This window comes from Paenibacillus sp. 7523-1 (assembly GCF_002276415.1).
GTDB classification, from domain to species: Bacteria; Bacillota; Bacilli; order Paenibacillales; family Paenibacillaceae; genus Paenibacillus; species Paenibacillus illinoisensis_A.
The window spans coordinates 127,189-148,529 of record NZ_NPBR01000017.1; the positions used below are offsets into that span (position 1 = coordinate 127,189).

Annotated in this window: 14 protein-coding genes; 5 read left to right on the forward strand and 9 right to left on the reverse strand. The window is 49.4% G+C overall.

Features of this window, described 5'->3' with window-relative positions; genetic code table 11:
- Positions 1-53: 53 nt before the first annotated feature.
- The 6 genes from CHH60_RS19180 to CHH60_RS19205 form a co-directional block, all read right to left on the reverse strand.
- A complete protein-coding gene (locus CHH60_RS19180) occupies positions 54-2,273 on the reverse strand; it encodes a Tex family protein (protein WP_095360642.1) in 2,220 nt (739 codons plus the stop codon).
- A gap of 277 nt (positions 2,274-2,550) precedes the next feature.
- Positions 2,551-4,740, reverse strand: a complete 2,190-nt coding sequence (locus tag CHH60_RS19185) for an alpha-galactosidase (RefSeq protein ID WP_095360643.1) — start codon at positions 4,738-4,740, stop codon at positions 2,551-2,553.
- Between the two features lie 232 nt (positions 4,741-4,972).
- Positions 4,973-5,323 carry a type II toxin-antitoxin system PemK/MazF family toxin gene (locus CHH60_RS19190; RefSeq protein WP_024630714.1) on the reverse strand — a complete coding sequence of 117 codons (351 nt, stop codon included), beginning with the start codon at positions 5,321-5,323 and terminating at the stop codon, positions 4,973-4,975.
- Between the two features lie 3 nt (positions 5,324-5,326).
- On the reverse strand, positions 5,327-5,608 hold the full coding sequence (locus CHH60_RS19195) for a CopG family ribbon-helix-helix protein (RefSeq protein WP_056699650.1): 282 nt from the start codon (positions 5,606-5,608) through the stop codon (positions 5,327-5,329).
- 262 nt (positions 5,609-5,870) lie between these two features.
- A complete protein-coding gene (alr, locus tag CHH60_RS19200) occupies positions 5,871-7,058 on the reverse strand; it encodes an alanine racemase (RefSeq protein WP_095360644.1) in 1,188 nt (395 codons plus the stop codon).
- Positions 7,059-7,497: 439 nt separating this feature from the next.
- The gene (locus CHH60_RS19205) at positions 7,498-8,709 is read right to left on the reverse strand and encodes an outer membrane lipoprotein-sorting protein (RefSeq protein ID WP_095360645.1); all 1,212 of its coding nucleotides are present in this window, start codon (positions 8,707-8,709) and stop codon (positions 7,498-7,500) included.
- Between the two features lie 292 nt (positions 8,710-9,001).
- On the opposite strand from CHH60_RS19205, the gene CHH60_RS19210 reads away from it, so the two are divergent.
- A complete protein-coding gene (locus tag CHH60_RS19210) occupies positions 9,002-10,504 on the forward strand; it encodes a serine hydrolase (protein ID WP_095360646.1) in 1,503 nt (500 codons plus the stop codon).
- Positions 10,505-10,551: 47 nt separating this feature from the next.
- Here the strand turns inward: CHH60_RS19210 and CHH60_RS19215 are convergent, their stop codons facing one another.
- Positions 10,552-12,411: an ABC transporter substrate-binding protein gene (locus CHH60_RS19215; protein WP_095360647.1), complete on the reverse strand. Its 1,860-nt coding sequence runs from the start codon at positions 12,409-12,411 to the stop codon at positions 10,552-10,554.
- 122 nt (positions 12,412-12,533) lie between these two features.
- Here CHH60_RS19215 and CHH60_RS19220 point away from each other — a divergent pair, with 122 nt between their 5' ends.
- Positions 12,534-13,802, forward strand: a complete 1,269-nt coding sequence (locus CHH60_RS19220; RefSeq protein ID WP_095360648.1) for an MDR family MFS transporter — start codon at positions 12,534-12,536, stop codon at positions 13,800-13,802.
- Positions 13,803-13,928: 126 nt separating this feature from the next.
- Positions 13,929-16,106, forward strand: a complete 2,178-nt coding sequence (locus CHH60_RS19225; RefSeq protein WP_095360649.1) for a serine hydrolase — start codon at positions 13,929-13,931, stop codon at positions 16,104-16,106.
- A gap of 100 nt (positions 16,107-16,206) precedes the next feature.
- On the opposite strand, the gene CHH60_RS19230 is transcribed toward CHH60_RS19225, so the two are convergent.
- Together CHH60_RS19230 and CHH60_RS19235 are read right to left on the reverse strand one after the other, a co-directional pair.
- Positions 16,207-17,262, reverse strand: coding sequence for a hypothetical protein (locus tag CHH60_RS19230; RefSeq protein ID WP_095360650.1), 1,056 nt, complete (start codon positions 17,260-17,262; stop codon positions 16,207-16,209).
- Positions 17,262-19,097 (reverse strand): HSP90 family protein, encoded by a 1,836-nt coding sequence (locus CHH60_RS19235; RefSeq protein WP_095360651.1) that lies wholly within the window; start codon positions 19,095-19,097, stop codon positions 17,262-17,264. Before CHH60_RS19235 ends, CHH60_RS19230 begins: the two co-directional genes overlap by 1 nt.
- Before the next feature lie 457 nt (positions 19,098-19,554).
- Between CHH60_RS19235 and CHH60_RS19240 the strand changes: the two genes are divergently transcribed.
- Both CHH60_RS19240 and CHH60_RS19245 read left to right on the forward strand, forming a co-directional pair.
- Positions 19,555-20,460: an ABC transporter ATP-binding protein gene (locus CHH60_RS19240; protein ID WP_095360652.1), complete on the forward strand. Its 906-nt coding sequence runs from the start codon at positions 19,555-19,557 to the stop codon at positions 20,458-20,460.
- Entirely contained in the window at positions 20,453-21,286 is an 834-nt protein-coding gene (locus tag CHH60_RS19245; protein WP_095360653.1) for an ABC transporter permease, read from the forward strand. The genes CHH60_RS19240 and CHH60_RS19245 overlap by 8 nt, the downstream gene beginning before the upstream one ends.
- The last annotated feature ends 55 nt before the right edge of the window (positions 21,287-21,341 follow it).

Below are 21,341 nucleotides of genomic sequence, written 5' to 3' on the forward strand. Positions count from 1 at the left end.
CCGACAACAAACAGCCTTCCCACAACTGGGAAGGCTGTTCTCGGGTCATGGGACTACGAAGTCTGCTTCGAAGCAGGCTTTTTCATGGTCAGGCCGACCCGGCCCTTTTTGGTATCCACATTCAACACCCATACCGTTACATTATCACCGACAGAAACAACATCCATCGGATGCTTGACGTAACCGTTGCTCAGCTGTGAAATATGGACAAGTCCATCACTCTTGATCCCGATATCGACGAAGGCACCAAAATCAATTACGTTGCGAACGGTACCTTGGAGTTCCATGCCTTCAACCAGATCCTCAATTTTAAGGACATCCGTACGGAAAATAGGCAGCGGCATTTCTTCCCGAGGGTCACGTCCCGGGCGCTGTAAGCTGTCGAGAATGTCGCGCAGGGTAGGCACACCCACGTCCAGTTTCACAGCCAGTTGTTCAGGCTGCTGTTCGGATAGAAGTACAGACAGCTCCTTGCTGCCCAACTTGTCCAGTTCCACCTGAAGTTCTTTGAACAACTGATCGACGACCTTGTAGGATTCCGGGTGAATCGGTGTACGATCCAGCGGATTCTCACCTTCACCAATGCGCATGAAACCTACACATTGTTCATAGGTTTTGGCGCCCAGACGTGGTACCTTCTGCAGCTGACGACGGTTCGTAAAGCGTCCGTTTTCCTCGCGGTACTTCACAATGTTTTTGGCAATCGTCGCATTCACGCCGGCCACATAGGACAGCAACGATGGCGAAGCCGTATTCACATCCACGCCTACATGGTTAACCGCCGATTCCACGACCGCTTTCAGACTTTCCTCCAGAATCTTTTGAGAAACGTCATGCTGGTATTGGCCTACGCCAATGGCCTTTGGATCAATTTTCACCAGTTCAGCCAGTGGATCCTGTACACGACGGGCAATGGAAGCTGCACTGCGTTCGGCTACGTCCAGATCCGGGAATTCCTCCTGCGCCAGCTTGGAAGCGGAATACACACTTGCTCCTGCTTCATTAACGATGAGGTACACGAGACTCTCATCGCCATTTTCCTGAATGATCTCGGCTACAAACTGTTCCGTTTCACGGGAAGCTGTACCATTACCGATAACAATCAGTCCGATGTCATACTGCTTGATCATCCGGTGGAATACCTCGGCTGCTTCGCGCTTTTTGTTGTGTGGTGGCGTCGGGTACGTAACAGCGACTTCCAGCAGTTTGCCCGTATCATCTACTACAGCCAGTTTGCAGCCCGTACGATAAGCAGGGTCGACACCAAGCACACGTTTGCCATGAATCGGCGGCTGAAGCAGCAGGTTACGCAGATTGGCGGAAAACACGGATATTGCCTGGCTCTCTCCCTTTTCCGTCAGTTCTGCCCGGACTTCGCGCTCAATTGAAGGTGCAATCAGACGTTTGTAGGCATCTTCAATAACAGTGCGCAATACATCCTGTACTGCAGATGCACCTTTGATGATCTGACCTTCCATATGACGATGGGCCGGTTCAGGCGGAACCTCCAGACCTACTTTCAGAATGCTCTCGCGCTCCCCGCGGTTAATGGCGAGAATCCGGTGCGGAGGCATCTTTTTGGCCAATTCACGATAATCATAGTAGTTCTCATAGACCGATTCCTGTTCCGCATCCTTCGCTTCCGAAGTCAACATGCCATGATCCAGCGTATAGCGACGAATCCACGCACGAATGGCAGCATCATCAGCGATGTTCTCGGCGAGAATATCTTTGGCTCCCTGAAGGGCTGCTTCTGCATCATCCACTCCAAGCTCTGCATTGATGTAACGCGCAGCTTCTTCGAGCACATCCCCCTGTTTCGGTTGACTCCAGATCCATACAGCTAAGGGTTCAAGACCTTTTTCCTTGGCTACGCTGGCACGTGTTTTGCGCTTCTGGCGATAAGGACGATACAGATCCTCTACCTCCTGCAGCTTTACAGCCTGGGTAATGGACTTTTTCAGTTCTCCCGTCAATTTACCTTGTTCTTCTATAATACGGATGACTTCCACTTTGCGATCCTCAAGGTTACGCAGATATACAAGACGTTCCTCAATCAGTCGCAGCTGGTTCTCATCCAGCTCTCCAGTCATTTCTTTACGGTAGCGGGCGATAAACGGAATCGTATTGCCTTCTTCCAGAAGCTCTGACGTCGTGCGCACCTGCTTCAAGGCCAGTGACAGTTCCTTGGCTACCTGTTTGATGATTCTTTCCTGGCGTTCTGCCTTTATTGTTTCTTCATTGGGTTCCAGAACCGTTCCCTGTTCAGACAAATAAATCCCTCTTTCCTTCCTGAATCGTTTCAGATTAAGCATGTTCAGGGCAGCTATGCTGCTGTAATCACAGTATCGAACCTGCACGCATGCAGATTGCTCTTCCCTATATTATCACAAAATCCCGCTCAGTTTTCCAGCATTCCTACCAGTTACAAGTTCTTACAGTGAAGTTTATGGTTCATCGCTTCGCGTAACCCATAAGAAAAGACCGAAAAACGTCACCCCGACGTATTCCGGTCTTCCCCGAAAAGCGCTGCATTAAACGCAGGATTACCTATACCCGTTCGAAACGGAACATCTCGCTCAAATAATCTCCTGTGGCACGGCCTACGGAAATTCCGCCATACATCAATGCATCGCCCGTGTACGTCTCGGTGCTGCCCTTCAGGCGGTAATCGGCGTCAGGATCCAATCCTTTCAGCTTCAGACGTTGGAGAGGAGCATTCGGCTCGGACAACACGCGGAAATAGAATACAACCGCTTCGCTTCCATCTGGTGCGATAAACATCCATGCCGTTTCGTTACCCTCAAACGGGCTGAGCAGACGACGGAACGTGCCATACTGAATGGTGCCCCGAATCTCCTTGTACAGCTCCACTTGAGCCTTCACAATGGCATTCTCTTCTTCTGTGAAACGTGTCAGGTCAAGCTCGTAGCCGAAGTTGCCCGACATGGCAACATGTCCGCGGATCTCCAGCGATGTAATGCGGTTAACCTGATGATTCGGTACGGCCGAGATATGCGATCCCATGGAACTTACCGGATACACGAGACTTGTCCCGTATTGAATGCGCAAACGGGATACAGCATCCGTGTTGTCGCTTGTCCACGTTTGCGGCATGTAATACAGCATACCCGGATCGAAACGACCGCCACCACCTGAACAGCTTTCAAACAAAATATTAGGGAATGAGGATGTAATCCGTTCCATCACTTCGTATAATCCAAGCATATAGCGGTGAGCTGTCTCACGCTGTCTATCCGCAGGCAGCTGCGCAGAGCCGATCTCCGTCATATTCCGGTTCATGTCCCATTTCACATACGAAATCGGCGCAGATCCCAATACGTCGCTCAGCATACGGACGATTTCATCCCGAACGTCTTGGCGGGAGAAATCCAGCACCAACTGCTGTCTGCCCTCTGTCCGGCGACGGTCAGGCACATGCAGGCACCAGTCCGGGTGCTTGCGATACAATTCGCTGTCCGGCGAGATCATCTCTGGCTCGAACCACAATCCAAACTGCATGTCGAGTGCGGTTACACGGTTCGCCAGGTCATCCAGACCTTGAGGCAGTTTGTTCTTGTCCACAATCCAGTCACCCAGTGAGGAGTTGTCACTGTCACGATGTCCGAACCAGCCGTCATCCAATACAAACAGCTCGATGCCGAGCTGCTTCCCTGCACGCGCAATCTGTTCAATTTTATCTGCATTAAAACCAAAATACGTCGCTTCCCAGTTGTTCACCAATACCGGACGCTCTGCATTGCGGAATTTGCCGCGAGCAAGCCGTTCGCGATAAAGTTCGTGATAAGACTGGGACATGCCGTCAAGTCCTGCATCCGAATAGACCATGACCGTTTCAGGTGTTTGGAAATCTTCTCCGGATTCCAGCTTCCAGCTGAACTCAAACGGGTTAATGCCGAGTGATACACGCGTGGTGTGGAACTGATCCACTTCTGCTTGCGCTGTGAAACTTCCGCTGTATACGAGACTGAAGCCGTACACTTCTCCCTGATCTTCATCCGTGCCTGGCGTCATCAACGCGATAAACGGGTTTTGTTGATGGCTGCTTGAACCACGGCGGCTTTCCACGCCTTGCAAGCCAGAAGCCAGTGGGCGACGAACAATATCGCGTTCCCGCGTCCATGCACCTGACAGCTGCAGCAGTTCATAATCAGCATGCGGGAAATCTACGGAAGTGCTTAGTGCACGAGCCACATTCACCGAGGTAGCGCTCTCATTAATGATACGCATTGACCGCGTAATGGCATTAAAGGACGAATAAGCTGTGTAGGAGAGCTCGATGCGGACTCCTGCCACGCGATCCTCCATTTCAATAACAAGTGTGTCAGCTTCGTCTGCAGCTTCCACATAAGTCGCCGGCAACCCCTGAAGAGCAGGTTTGCCTTTCTCCAACCGATGGCCAACATATGTGAATTCCGAGACACTTGAACCATTCTCCAGTTGAAGCTGTACGGCCGGGTTACGGAAATCACTTGTCCCGTAAACAGGCAGCTCCAGTGGCAGGGTATCAAATGAGATCGTCCGATCCTCAGGTACCGGATTCGGGCTGAAGGAAGCGCGTTCTGTCCGAACATGGAGCCAGCTCAGATCGGAGTCGCGTAATTTTTTGCCATAATACAGATGTACCAAATATCCCGAAGGAAGCACCTGGAATACGTAACTTGCCTTGCGGGTTTGTAAATGAAATTGTAGTTTCTCTTCATTGATATAAATGCTCATATGTCTCCTCCACCTCTATATACGTCTTTGGCGTAAACGGTTTCTCAGGTTCCATTATAGCGAAAAGCGCGCCAATGTTCTACGCTTTCATTTTTGTTCTGACAAAAGAGCGTACCACAGCCCTTGGGCCGCGATACGCTCCTCTGAAATGTTGTCTGTAATTGTGTGTTCCCCGCAAGGAACATCCCGCTACGGGCGGATTGATGGCAGCCCAAACCAGGTGCCATGCAACCTAAAAATCGATCAAACCAAGACTAATCTGCAACGCCTCATTGACCAATTTCATGGTCTCCTCATCCAGATGGGTAATCTTGTCAGTCAGTCTTTGTTTGTCAATCGTCCGTATTTGTTCGAGCAAAATCACAGAGTCCCGGTCAAAGCCATGAGCCGCAGCATCAATTTCGACATGTGTCGGCAGCTTTGCCTTCTGAATCTGGGCGGTAATAGCCGCCACGATACACGTTGGACTGAACCGGTTACCGATGTCATTCTGGATGACCAGCACCGGCCTGACTCCACCTTGCTCCGAACCGACAACGGGAGAAAGATCCGCAAAAAAAACGTCACCGCGTTTTACGATCAATGTCTACACCCCGCTAACTAAGCGGTCCAGAGTGCTGTCCGCATCTTCCTCCGCGTGAAAGGCCTCGGATGCCATGGTCAGATTAATTTTTGCCATCTCCATGTATCCGCGCTGCATGGACTCACGGATGTAACGCTTCTTCCGTTCGGTCAAATACAGCTTCATGGCCTGCCTAATCAATTCGCTGCGGTTGGAATTCTCCAGCGCTACGATGCCATCCACTTCCTGCAGGAGATGATCAGGCAAACTGATCATAATCCGCTTGGTGTTCTGCAAGTTGGCCACCTATCTTCCACCCCCACAAACCTTTCGCCATTGTGAACCAGTATTACGTTTTTCCAGAACTTTTATACAAAGGAATATATATGCCCCGAGTATATCAAGTATGCTGTACTCCATTATAAACATGGGGGGCAATATTCGTACAGACCAAACATCTCTTTTCAGGATTTTTCATCCTCGTCAATATAACAACATTCGAGATGCTCCGACACTTTTCCTTCCGTTCCGAAAAAAAGTTTATTGGTAATAGCGTCCAGTTAACCTGTCAGGATGTCAAAAGAGGATTAACCTTGGCGACTTCAACACCGTTCCGGAAATAGATTCGTGGAATCCGATGAGCCATCATGCAGATCACCTCATAGGCAATCGTATCAAGCTGGGAGGCCACTTCATCTGCGGTAATCACACCATCAGATTGGTGACCGATGAGGACAACCTCTTCGCCGGCTTGAATTTCTTCCGCCTCTTCAGCGAAAGATTGCAGCGACACCATACACTGATCCATGCAGATCGTACCGACGACGGGAACGCGGCGGCCACGTACAAGCACTTGAGCTTTACCTGTCAGCATTCTTGAAAATCCGTCTGCATAGCCGATAGGCAGGGTCGCAATTCGTTCGTTCCCTTGTGTCACATAACGGGTTCCGTAGCTGACCCCCCAATGAGGCGGCAGCGTTTTGACCAGAACCGCTTTCGTCTTCAGTGTCAATACCGGGACCAGTTTCACTACCTGATGATTCACCTCGGCCGAAGGGTACAGCCCATACAGACTGATCCCCACTCGTACCATATTGTAGGATAATTCCGGTGTATCAATGGCAGCTGCACTGTTCGCCGTATGTATAATCGGGATGACACATCCCTGATCCCGCAGCGCTTCAACCACGCTTTGAAACCGTCGATACTGCTCCAGTGTATAGGTCTTGTCTTCTTCATCCGCTTTGGCATAATGAGTGAACATGCCTTCGAGCAGGATCTGATCCATTGCTGCTGCTTCCTGTATGAAAGCAATAGCTTCATCACCGGGCAGCAGACCCAGACGTCCCATACCGCTGTCGATTTTGATGTGAACCTTCAATTGGTTTTGAGACGATCCTGTGTCCAGAGCACGAATCGCTTCAAGCACTTCCCTGCTGAACAGGGTTATGGTCACATCTTGTTCCCTGGCTACAGCAATACCCTCAGGCGGTGTGTAACCCAATACCAAGATCGGAGCCTTGATTCCGTTTCGTCGCAGTTCAAGCGCTTCGTCCAGAAAAGCGACACTCAGATAATCCACTCCGATTCGTTCCAGTTCTCTGGCCGTCTCCACAGCTCCATGTCCATAAGCGTTCGCCTTGACACAAGCTAGAAACTTCATGCCTTCGGGCAGAACCGAGCGGAAAGCGTCTACGTTGCTACTCAAATGATCCAAGTTGATTTCCGCTTGGGTCGGCCGATATTGTCCTTGCACGTTCTGTCACCTTCTCTAGTCATCTTAATCCGGCTCACATATCAGACTCCATCGTAATGCTCAAGCATGTGACTGTCAAATGAGCAGAATAACTGCAACTCAAAAAGTGTGCCCAGCATAATGTCGAAGCCGGAAGCGGATGAAGAAACAGGCTGATAAGCGATACGGACATGAGTTCAAAATGCAGCCTCACGCCATCTCTCTCTGCCTATACCGATTACTTACCCGGTTCATCCCGCATATAAGCGTGTTTTGTATTTATTGGGTCAACCTGCCCATTTCACTATTCATTTCTCAAGCAATACCCATTACGAAACGTCCTGCTTTTCCTCTCCATCATATGCTGCGGCAACCTAACTGTGTACATCAAAAAGCACCGGAGAACAAGTCCCCGATGCTCCTTAGCATTCCTAATGCCCTAACGACTATACCTATTACATCATTTACCTGACTGCTCCTGCATCGATGTTGCAATCTGAACCATTTCACTCTCCGGCAGATCCGCGCTCGTGATTCTATATTCAATTCCATCGGTCATCCATGTTAACGTCTGTAATGCGTCTCCACTAATCATTCCCAAAGTGAATCCAAGATCCACTACGCGGGATGGTGCGAGTGAAACAGCTCTATCCTGCGGTCTGGCTTCGAAAATCGTATAATTATACGTTCCTTCGTAGCGGAGCATGACCGAGTAATCGCCGGATTCCTCCACAATTTGGTCATCCTTCAGCTTGACGCCTTCCGGGGCGTATGTTGGTTCGATCACGCCAAAGCTGCCGGCTCCTTCCGGTTCAGTCATAGTAGGCTCCTCTGTGCCTGGTTCACCACTCGCCGGGTCCTGAGCTCCCTGTTGATCCGGGTTCTCGCTCACACCGGTTTGTCCATCAGTGACATCTTCAGCAGAACCTGTTGTCGGTTCTTGACCTGGGGCAGTTTCGGAGCTTGCTGGCTCCTTGGTACCATTCTCTCCTGCCTGCTCGGCCGGATTCGTTGTGTCTGTTCCGCTATTTCCTTCTGTGCCTGCTGTCATGTTGCGCTGCATATCAAAAGCATCTTTGCCGAATTCTGCACCGAATTTGAAGCTGTCAAATTTAACGTCTACGACGACGTTTGCATTGGAGTCTGAGACCTCCACCTGTTTGGGTGCATAATCACTTTTGTTGAGCCAGATTTTCTGTCTGACCAGTGCGTGCGTATTATAATTGGCAGCTACATCAAATACGTAGCTCTCCTTCTCATCTGCGAACTGACGTGTTGTATCACCTGTGATGCTGCGAATCAGTGTCTCATAGAGATAAACTTGACCCTGGTTATCCGGCCAGTTGCTCTGGAACCGGAAGCTTTTGTTCTGGCTTGGTGTCAGGACGAATACTCCCTCATCGTTGCGCAGTACAATCTGGGTGACATCCTTTTTGGCGTTGGTAAGCGCAATTCGGTAATATGAAGGCTTCTGATGCCACACCTCGACCTTATACTGCTGCGGCGTATCTCCAGTATGCAGTGTCATAACACCTGCTCCCTGGTAACTCTCCATCTCTCCTACGACTTCGTTCAGATCTTTGACCACGGCTGCCGCATCCTTCTTCCCGCAGGCGGCAAGTAAGGCCGATAAGACCAATACCATGGCAAGCATCCATGATATTCGGCGCATGACATCATCCCCTTTAGCACAATGTTTTCACTTCAGGATTGTGCGTACAGCAGAACCCCTACTTGATTAGTACATGTCTATGAGGGACTTGTTCGATTTATGCGGACTGGTTTGACAAGCTTTCTATTCCCTTGTTAGGACAAGTGATAACAGGCAAATCAGTCTCGGGTCCGATGTTAACTTTATCCAGAAAAGGCATAGTTGATAATGAACAACTTCTTGGATGACAACTACATACGAGTTTTGATTTCTTGGTTTCAACACACTTCATATTTTTATTGGAGGGATCATAATGACTACCACAAAACATCGCTCATTACTGGACGGACTGGATGAATTCGTAGCTGAACAGCTGCATACCTGGAAGGGTGTTGGAGCAGCGGTCGCTGTAATTCACAAGAATGAGGTCATTTGGCAAAAAGGCTATGGGTATCGCGACCTGGAATCCAAACTCGAAGTAACACCAAGCACTCTCTTTGCCATCGGGTCCAGTACAAAAGCTTTTACGGCAACAATCGCTGCACTGTTAGTCGATCAAGAACTGCTGAACTGGGATGCGCCTGTTAAAACGTATATGGATGATTTTAAAATGTTCGATCCTGTGGCTACGGAACGCCTGACCATTCGTGATATGTTATGTCATCGCTCCGGACTACCCAGGCATGAAATGGCATGGTACAACTCTGCACGGACCAGAGAGCAGCTCGTCAACGCTCTACAGTATCTCGAGCCCAATGAGGATTTCAGAAATAAGTGGCAATATCAAAACCTGATGTACATGACTGCGGGCTTTCTCGTCGGAAAGTTGAAGGAAACAACCTGGGAGAACGTCGTTCAGGATCACCTGTTTGAGCCTCTAGGGATGACATCCAGTTTGTTCTCTGTGGAGGAAATGCAGCTCCAGCCTGATTTTGCTGTTCCTTATATGGAGAAAGACGGCGAAAATGTACGAATTCCGTATCGAAACATCGATGCAATCGGTCCGGCAGGCTCCATGAATAGCAATTTGGAAGACATGATAGCCTGGCTGCGCTTGCAATTGAATCAGGGGCAGCATGATGGACAGCAGCTCGTCTCCAAGGAACAAATGGAAACATTACACAGTCCGCAAATGCCTTGTGATTCTCCGTTTCATGGTCCAGAGATGCCTGTCTGCACTTACGGATTAGGTTGGTTCATCGAACCTTATCGTGGACATTCGTTAATTCATCATGGGGGCGCTATTGATGGTTTTAGTTCACAGGTCGCCTTTTTGCCGGAAGAAGAGATCGGGATTGTAGTACTGTGCAATACGAATGGAAGCATTGTCCCCTACACTGTAACCTTTAACATCATAGACCGATTGCTTGGAATGGAACCTGTGGATTGGAGCGAGAAGATGGCCAAGTTAATGAGTGGCGGGGAGCCAATGGAATCTGCAATTACGGATACGCCAGAAGCGTTGGATCCCGCTGCAGAACCAGTGAACGATGATGAGGAAAAAACGGATGATGCACAAGATGATACAAAAATTATGCCCCTTGACCGACCTTTAATTACCTACGCAGGTATCTATGTTCATGCCGGATACGGAGAATTGTCCATTCAACTGAAAGATGACGGCTTACAAGCGATATTTAACGAGATTGAAATGCCCATGGAATACACAGGGAATGATACCTTTTCCGTCCTGCTTGTTTTATTTGGACTCAAAATCACGTTTACTTTCCAAATCGATCAGGAAAATAACACGCATTCCATTTCCATTCCTTTCTTGATGGAACCGGGTGCGAAACCTATTGAGTTTATGAAGTAAAGCGAAGAGTAGCGGCTCACTACAAGGCTCATCCCGCTGTGTATCACTTACCACAGCGGGATGTAGGCCGGATAACTTGCTTCCTTATGATCAGCGTCCGGTTTGCGTTTCACCCACAGACGGCGTAAATCAGGCATCCCATACCCCACCACATTATAATCACGAAGTGAGGCATGATGAGCATGTTCCTCCTTGAAACGATATGTGGGCAGCAGCAGCGCTTCCTTGATCAGTTTGGCCTCTACCCCCAGCAGTGCTGCCAATCGTTCGCCACCTTCCCGAATTCCTACGATGCGCCTGCATTCCTTGTCTAACTCCTTTTTCCGATCATCATCCATGGCAACCAGAAACAATGTATTCTGAAAGGTAAACATGATGAACAGGCTCAGCATGACATGATCATCGAACACTTCCCCCGTATAGACGAGATCACATGACCTGAATTCATCATGGTAAACCGCACTTACGGGATCACCTGGAACGATATCGATATGCAGTCCGATCCGTTCACAGCGTTGTACAAACCAGAGCATGTCCGTCTCCATTTTCTGCCCATCCTCTACCCATAACCGCAGCGTCTGGCCCGCGTAGCTGCTTCGCTTAAGCAGTTCTTCCGCAAAGGCCAATGAGGAATCTGTGATGAAATCCTGTGTCCTCATTCGTTTCTCTTGTATAGGCAAGCTGCCCATCTCTACTTCCCTCGTATCCCCATAATTATCCCGAACCAGGCTGTATGCAGGCTGATTACGCGTATCCCGGAACGCATCCATCATCTCCTGTTGATTCAGCAGCTGCTGCACAGCCTGGCGAAAATAAAGATCCTGCTGTGGACCTTCTTTTCGCATATTAAACGTCATATATACTCCGCCCTGAACTTCATGCTGTACCGCATGAGGCGCTCCATCCGGAAACAAATCCTGCTTGATCACCGACTCTACGAGTGCGGACTGCGGGAGCTGCCACACCTCAACCCGATCAATGTAGGCACGTCCTCTGAAATAGGAAGGGAATACATCCAAAACGAGTAGTCTGGGGTGATTCTTCGTTAAACGATAAGGGCCTGTTCCAACAGGATGCATCCGGTCGAACTCCACATCCCGCGGCAAAATCGACGCACACATGCTGCTCATCAGATCCGGGAACATGAAGTTTGAGCTAGATAATGTAAAACGAACCGTCAGCTCATCAAATGTCTCGATCTTCGCAATGGTGCCAAACAGCGGCCGGCAGGGATTGCCGGTATCCTCAAGGATTCGTTCAAATGTGAACTTCACATCCTCTGCATCCAGTATTCTGCCATGATGAAATAGAACACCTTTGTGAAGATAAAATGTCCATTCTGTTCCTTCAAGGTTGCTCTCCCATGCCACGGCAAGACTTGGTTCACAGATGCGACGCTCAGCATTATAGCGTACCAGGCGATCGAATACCTCTGCGACAATGCCCACTTCTCCCCACATGGCAGCCCGGGTAGGATCCAAGGTCTCAAACGGAAAGTTCTGTGGGATCCGCAGGATATCCATCCTTCCCATGGTACCCTGGTCTGAACGAAGACCAAACTGTTCCTGCAGACCCTGCATTAACATTTCCCGCAACGAAAAAGGCAGACTCGCGGCCAGCTGATAGGCTTCTTCCAGCCTGTTGCCCTGCAGCAGGCGATCAAAACGTTCACGGGCTACATCAAGCAGCGGTGCCTGAAAGACCAGCAAGGACTTCTTCCCTCTACCACGCCTCGGACTCCACCCAATCCAGTCGTTATCCATGAACTTGTTCATAATCAAATTCATGTTACGCATGGTGCAGCACAAATGCTGTGCCAGCTCTCCAATCGTCGTTGGCCATTCTTCATCATCTTGAACGTTCGGAAACGCCATACGCAATTGAATATAATGGTCAGCTACTTCCACGGCATTCCCTACCTTCCCACTCTGCTAAAATACGAAATTCATTCATCCGCTTCTACAGTTTTTCTTCAGGTTTTCCTCCATTATACTCAGTAACATCTACATGACAATCCAGGAAGGAAGAAATGCAACCGATGAAATATGCTGATTTGCACCGCAACATTAAAATTCGGATCATCACTGACTTTTTTACAGACTTGACCCAGAAATCAATCATTCCGTTCATGGCCATTTATCTGAGTGTCCAGATGGGAGCTGGCTGGGCTGGTGTGCTGCTTACGGTCAACATTGTATCCTCCATGATCGCTAGTCTGGGGGCAGGATATTGGTCGGATCGGATTGGACGTAAAAAAATGATGGTCATCGCTCAATGTGTACAAGTATTCGCTTTATTCTGGCTGGCTGCGGCGAATTCGCCCTGGCTGAACTCGGTAGAACTGACCTGCATCATGTTTTTTCTTAGCAGTCTAAGCTCTGGTATCACCGTTCCAATCGCAGGTGCGATGATCGTGGACGTAAGCAGTGAACATGAACGACATTATGTATATGGATTACAGTATTGGACGACCAATGTAGCCATTACATTTGGCGCACTGATGGGCGGATTGTTATTCGACTCCTTCCGATTCATTCTGTTCAGTCTGGTGTGCATGGAGAGCTTGGTAACCTTGTTCATTTTGTTGTTTTTCATTCAGGAAACCATGGAAAGAACAACAAAAACGGGCTCGGTTCAGACCATTGCGCCAGTCAGAAGAAATATGCTAAAGACCTATGGAAGTGTACTTAGGGACAGGAAGTTCATGGTCTTCTTCACCGCCTCGGTTCTGGCCGTCTCTCTCGAATTCCAACTGGATAAATACATTGCTGTCCGTCTGAAAAGTGAGTTCAGTGCCCAGCTGTTCCACTGGAACATTTCGGGTCTGCAGATGTTCAGCCTAATCTTGGCGATCAATACAGTACTGGTTGCCTTGATTGCTATCCCATTCTCCAAATGGATGGCACGGTTCCAATCCAGATCCATCATGACGGTAGGTATGTGTCTCTACACCGCCGGGTTCGCCGTACTTGCATTTAGCAACTGGGCCTTACTCCTAATCGGCTCTGCCGTCCTGCTGACAATTGGCGAATTGATGTACTCCCCGGTACGTCAGGTACTTCTTGCCGGGATGATCCCCGATTCGGATCGAGCAGCATATATGGCTGCAGATGGCATGAGTTATAATGTCGCTGCCCTGCTGGGCAGTTTGGGGCTAATGATCGGAGCTGTGCTGCCTTCATATGCCATGGCCAGCCTGTATGTCATCATTGGGGCCTTTGCTCTTATATTTTTCCGCCAATCACTCAGGCCGTCAGCTGAACCGAGCGAGTCCCTGCGATGTGCAGATGCCTCATAAGCTCCTCACCGTTAGGAAACCTGTCTAGTTTCGTAATCTAACTAATCCTGAAACCTATCGAGCCAATTGGAAGTAATACACAGTGAACAGGCTTTATTGCCAAAATTTGAGCAAGGGAGTGTTTACATGCATTTATCCAATCGAAGGAGCCGCTTCGGATTCACCTCGCTAACGGGTGCATTCATGGCTTTCGTTCTGTCGCTAAGTCTCTGGGCACCGGCGGTTCATGCGGAAACCCCATCACCTCAGGTCAATGAAAAAGGACAAAACAAAGCTCTAACCTCTGAATCAGCGGAGGCATTTCTGGACACGTTTTTTGATTCGGCTGAAGCCAAGGCACAGTATGTCGGTGCTTCCGTTGTTGTCGTCAAAGATGGCAAAGTCCTGGCAGAGAAAGGCTACGGCTATGCCGATCAGGAGAGCAAGACGCCTGTCGACCCGAAGAGTACGGCTTTTCGCGTAGCCTCCGTCTCCAAAACATTTACGGCAGCAGCCGTCATGCAATTGGTGGAGCAGGGGAAGGTAGATCTGCAAGCCGATTTTCAAACGTATGTGAAGGGACTTGAGTTTGATAACCCTTTTGACAAACCTGTCACTGTGGAAAACCTGCTTACGCACACTACCGGATTCGAGATTCGTGATCCGCAGCAGGAAGATATTCACGCCGACTTCGACAAAACAGTCTCCATGGAAGACTATGCACAGCAGCACATGCCTCCAGTTGTCAGAGAACCTGGCAGTGCCTATATGTACGACAACTTCTCATTCCTGCTGCTCGGCATGATTGTGGAGAATGTCAGCGGTGAACCATTTGAGACGTACATGCAGCAGCACATTTTCAAACCACTCGGTATGGATAACAGCAGTTTTGTGTTGAACAACAAGTTCAAGGATCAGCTCGCGACAGCGTATGACGCGGTACATAATCCGCTCGATCTGTACACCCTCTCTCCAACACCGATGCCTCAAGGAGGCATGTTGTCAACGGCCGAGGATATCGGGAACTTCATGATCGCTTTTCTGAATGATGGTGTGAAAGATAGCGAGCGTATACTGAAGGAATCCACCGTCAAAAGCATGGAGCAATATCGTTCCTCCATTCATCCGGTACTCCCTGACACAACATATGGATTTGAAGCAGCATTTCAGCTGCCTGGTGCGGGCAGCAGCCCCGCAATTATTACCAAGGCAGGCGACCTGATCGGTTTCAGCTCTTATCTCTTCCTTATTCCAGAGCAAAATACAGGCGTCTTCCTTACGTACAATCAGTCGGGAGCTCTTCGTAATCTGTTCTACCCGGCTTTCATCCAGACCTTCTTTCCGCAATATGCGGAGCCGGCGGTAATCAAGGATTTTACACCCCAATCCACCAATGAACTGCAGCGCTTTGCCGGACTCTATGCTGACCTAAGACTGAGCACGATCGTCAGTTCCCTCAAAAGCGGTGGCACAGAACCCGGTAAATTGAGCATCTCAGATGCCTTCCTGGGCCCACGTACCCTGATTCAGGTGGATGAGAATCTGTTCAAGGATGAGTTAACGGGTCAATTCACAGCCTTTAAGGAACAAGCAGATGGAACAATCTACATGAAAGAGCCCTACCTCAATCCGCTGGGATATGAGAAAAAAGGGCAGCAGCCTCAAGGATTCCGGGATGTTCGTCCGGATAGCCCTTATGCCGAAGCCATCTATGGATTACAGTCGCTCGGTCATTATGACAATGATGCAACCGAGGCATTCCAGCCCAAGTCGGCCGTTACACGCGCGGAATTCATAGAGAATGTATTGAAAATGAGCGGTCTCAAACCAAGCCAAACAACACCGCCTGCGGATAGCGATTGGGCCAGTCACCCTGCAGCAGGCTACATCCAGCTCGGTTATGAAGCCGGCATGATTACGGGTGCGGATTCCAAACAATTCAAGCCGAACCAAGTCATTACCCGCCAGGAAGCCATGGTGATGATCTGGAGATCGCTACAGGTGCAGTATCCGAGTGAGCTGTTCCAGGATGTGAAGCTTGCCGGACATGCGGATGAGTGGGCTGTACCTGCAATCCAGATGATGGTTAAGCTCGGCATTCATGGTCCGGAAGTGAAGGTACTGGAGGATGGTTCTGTGGATGTTCTTGCCCGCAAACCGCTTATTCGTCAAGAAGAGGCTGCCATCATGTATCAATTGTTTACGCAACCAACGGATAAGATTGTGGCAGAACTTATGGCCCAACAGCCTCAACCAGAAGCCTCCAATGTGGATGAGGCTGCCGAGGCTCAGCCTTCACCTGCCAATACGGAGGAAACACCTTAAATGATTAAATTTCAGTAACACAATTCAAGACACGTCCAACAGGCTTGTTCGGAAGGAGGGTAACCTTCTTCGAACAAGCCTGTTTTTTTACCATATTATGTTACACTTCGGAGAGCAACGAAGAGACATGATGATTGCCATTCCGTTGATCGTATTTCTCTGCAGCCGCCTTAGCATATTCCTCAAAATAATCAGCCAATGCGCGCAGGTCTCCAGGGTCTCCTTCATACGGGAAAGAAGCAGGAAGGCGTAATCGGTATCCTGGCGATTCCTCTGCCCAGCGGCGCAGCAGCTGAGCTGCTCTGGCGTAGAACATCATTTTGGCAAATGGATCTTCATGATCGGCGGCCAGTACCAGACTTTCTTCCAATACATCAATTCCCTTCGACGGGTTGGTTCGTGCCAGATAATCCATTTGTTCTGCAAAGCTCTGTACAAAATCATTTTGGCCCTTGATCATCCGGTAACCCTTCTGCTGATGCTTGTTCGCTTCCTCAATCCGTCCGAGACGGTATAGCGGCATCAGGACTTCGGATAACGTCAGGTGTGGGATTTCAGCGCAGCTCATACGTCCTTTCAAGATCGGTTTGGCCGCCTCCAGAACCTGCTCATCGTCTCCCTTTAAAATCCAGTAACGCATGATTTCATCCTGTTCGCAAGCTTCACAATCACTCATAAAGTCACGGTCCATTATTTTGAACTTGGCATAACTGCTTCCTGCTTCCTCCAGATCACCAAGATCCATGAATATGCGGAAACGGTAATACCAGTATGAACGCTCACTATAGCCAAAGGATTTGAAACGTCGTCCAAAGTCCTCCAGCAGCTCCATCATCTTATCGCGAGAGACCTCGGGAAAACTGGAGAGTTCGCCCAGAATCCATTTGTACGACCACATTAATGTCTCTTCATCATAGCGCTCAGGCTGCTGATCAAACTTGCCGAGCTGCCAGGAAAAAGCGATAAGTGCTTTCATGGGATATCCGCAGAACGTGGCTGTTTCCACAATCTCGGATCGTGCTTCGTATGCCTCTTCCTCCATGCCATTTACGTCGGCCACTCTGGCTGCTTCTTCAAGCATACCCAGTTTCGCTGTACCGTTAGGCAAGCCATAGGCCTCGTCCATCAATTCCTCGAAATCCATCTCTGTCTTCATCAGACATCCCCCTTACGATCCGTATTTGCGCGTAAACCCCAATCAATAAAACGAACGATGCCTTGATTCAGCACCTCAAGCTCCTGCCGGTTCATGGCATAGTGGCCCATCATCAGCGCATTCACATAGAGCATCTCAACGGCGATCGGCGTCATTTGGCTATCTGGTGTCGTTAACACGCGCTGAATGATTGGATTATTTACATTCAGATACAAGGTGGAGTAGCCAGCAGAGTTGATACCAGCAGATAATGAGCCCAGTACGGAAGAGAACAGTTCTGTACTCTCCTCACTCGCCTTTTCCAATGCCCGAAGCGTCGAAGATTCCTGCGATAGAGTGAACAGTACAGGCAGGTCCTCCGGTTTGAACCCCTTTACCTCGGCACGGCAGCGAAAGCGCTGAAGTGCCGAATCCGCCAGACGCAGCGCATCATAATAATCATTGCGCTGGGCTGGAGGTACATCCGTGAAGCTAAGCGAAACCTGATCCGGCTGAAGTCGCTCTGTATGCACATTTTGTACCGCTAGTGGCAGAGTCGCCATCAATTCGTTGTCATAGATGTATCCGCCATTAATAACGAGCAGGGATTGCGCAGACGCGACATGGTGAATCTGACGATACTCATCCACCGTAGTCGTGAAGTATAACGTCTCTCCTTCAGCCATTAACTCTCCCAATTCCCGGTGGCCCCGTGTACTCTCAAATGGCAGCCAGCGATAGATCATGGCGTAAAAATCCTGATCCTGCACAGCCAGTGCCTTCATGGAGAGTGCATGCAGACGTATGAGCTTCTTCAGACGCTCTGTCTGGTTCTCCGCCATATCAGACAGTCCTTGCCGGAGGGCATCGCCAAGTTCGGAGCGTACTTCTTCCAGCTTTTCATTTTCATAAAAATGTTCACGCGAAGCCGTTGGTTGAAGCTCATCGGTCCAGATCAGACATTTCACAAAGAAAGCCCAATCCGGCAAAATATTCTCTGCCTTCTCCGAGATCAGCATCCGCTTCAGATACACCCTGTGAGAACGCTTGGCATTCAAATTAACGGCATGTGGAAGCACAAATGCAATCCCTCCGGTACGCCCGGAAGCTGTCGTCAGTGGGATGAAATCTTCAAATGTCTCCCCAAGCAGGCGCCCACCAAATGCTAGCACCTCCGCTTTGCGCCCTTTGGCAAGTTCCGGCTGCGTAAGCCACACAGGCGAATCGGCATTGACGATGTCCTGTACACCTTCGCTCTGAAGCGTCACGGGATAAGGTAACAAGGCCCCATAATAGAACAAAGCTTCCTTCACATATTCCGGTTCAAAATAATGGGCGGCATCCGGCGTACAGCGCAAATACACTTTGGTCCCCGGGGATAACTGGGTCTCAAGCTGGCGAATGGTATAGGTTCCATCCGGCTTGCCGCGCCATTCCATCGAAGGTCCTCCCTTCGCCGATTGGGTCAGCATGACGATCTCATTGCTCACCATGAAGCAGGACAACAGCCCGATCCCAAATCGTCCGATAAAAGAAGTCTCTCCATCCAGCAGGGCTTGCTGCCCACGCTTCGAGGATTGTCCGATCATCGCCAGAAATTCGTGAATATCGGCTTCGGTTAAGCCGATGCCGTTATCCTCCACCATCATCGTTAACTGCTCACCTGTGCCTGTCAGCTCTACGCGCACTTCACCTTGAAACCCGGGCTCTGCCTCACTTCGTGCTGTAATGGCATCGGTCGCGTTCTGCATCAGCTCACGCAAGAAAACTTTGGGACTGCTATAGAGATGATTCGATAATATCTGAATCATGCCACTCAAATTGACCTGAAAACGATATTCATTGGATGCTGCCATTGTTTACTCACCTTCCTCTGGTCCAACACACACATAGAAATTCGACTTCATATGTGTACATACGATGTGTTAGACGAATTATTAATTTTCAAATATGTACCTCTAAGACATCGGCATTTCAAACCTGAAATTGCCAAACGATCACGCCAAGCCGGCCCTGGTGGTAACCAAGACCGGCGTTAGATGAATATTCAGGCATATATCATATGTATAAGGCCTTCCCTTTTATTACCTCATTATGGCTGGCAATGAAACGGGATGTTGTATCCTTTTTACCACAATACAATGAACAAGAGAATGAGAAAACAAACCTGAGACCCGATTTTTCCAGACTTTAGGGCGGAAGTACACTTTCCCCTTGGGACTTTGGACCGAATAATATTTTTTACAACCCATTTGAACGATATTATCCTGCTAAACGTATCATCTTCAAATGGAGAACGGATGGTGAAAGCATATGATTGAAGTTCGCAGCATATCCAAACAATTTATGGAGCACCAGGCCCTTCGTGATGTCAGCTTCACAATTGAACAAGGCAGCGTTACCGGATTAATCGGCCCCAACGGTTCAGGCAAAACGACACTGATCCGCATTATGAACGGTGTCCTTGGGGCAACAAGCGGATCCGTAACGATTAACGGATTGGATCCCTCCACCCATGCAGAGAAGGTGCTGGCCATATGCGGTACACTCACGGAACAAAGTGGACTGTATGAAAATATGAGCGGACGCGACAATCTCGTTTTCTTCGCAGATGCTTTTGGTGTACAGCAGCATTCCAGACGAATTGACGAGCTGGTAGAGCTGTTCGAATTACAGGAGTATCAGCACCGCAAAGTGGGCACCTACAGCACAGGCATGAAGAAACGGCTCGGCCTTGCCCGAGTTCTGCTTCATCGCCCGTCCATTCTATTTCTGGATGAGCCGACCAATGGCCTGGACCCCGATGGGATTCAGATGGTACTCCGGATCATTCGCCGGATGAACCGTGAGGAGAACATGACCATTCTGGTCTCTTCTCACGTCCTGTCCCAACTCTCAGCCGTATGTGATCGATATATTTTCATGGAAAAGGGACGTAAGGTTGAAGAAGGCTCGGAGCAGGAGATTATCCATCGTTATCTCACTGCACCACGGCTTGAGGTAGAGGCTGTCCTGGCTGATGGATGGAGTGCGGCTGCTGAGTTTAATCCGGAGATCCTCTCGGCGGACAAGGCCATTTTCCAGCTCCAGTCCCGTGAGGAAATCCCCATGCTGCTCAAACATTTAACCACCAACGGACAAGTCTATCAGGCTCGCCTAATCGGCAGTGATCTGGAAAGCATCTATTTTGCCATCAGGGAGGCACACCATCATGAATAATCGTCAAGCCATCAAAGCACTGGTACGCAAAGATATTCGGGCCATTACAGCCAGCATTCAGCTATGGCTTCCCATGCTGATCGTTCCGCTCATTATCGGGGTTACCATGCCCGCCATACTCATATGGCTCGCTTCCCGAGTTGAACTTCGTTCCATCGGAAATATCGGATTCCTGCTCGACAGTCTCGATATCTTAAGCAGCTCAGGACAGATCCCGGAACTCGCCTCAATGGCTACAGACAATCATCGCATTGTCTATTATCTGGCCTTATATATGTTCGCACCGCTGTTTCTGATCATTCCGGTGATGGCCTCCAGCATTTTGACAGCGAACAGCTTCGCCGGGGAGAAGGAACGCAAGACGCTCGAAGGTCTTCTCTTCACACCCATCAGTATGAATACCCTGTTTAAAGGCAAAGTGCTGGCTGCTCTTATACCTTCCATACTGCTGTCCTGGATTACCTTTCTCATCTATGGGATCATTGCCAATATTCTGATGTACCCCATGTTCGGAGCCTTGATGTTCCCAAACTGGAATTGGATCATTCTTGTACTGTGGGTGGTTCCGTCATGCAGTCTTATGGTCATCCTGCTCAATGTGTTGATCTCCGCCAAAGTTCGTGGATTTCAGGAAGCTTATCAGCTGGGAGGACTTATCGTTATTCCTCTGCTGGCACTAATTGCTGGTCAGGCAAGTGGAATGCTGCTTATTAGCCCGGTTTTGCTGCTGCTGATTGGAGCTGCGCTACTGCTCATCAGCCTGGTCCTGCTTCGTCTGGTTGCGCTCTGGAATAGTCGCCAGCAGCTGGCTGAGAGTCAGATCTGATCATGGTGACAGCAAGAGTGTATCCATTCATATGGCGGCCCGATTGAGAAAACAA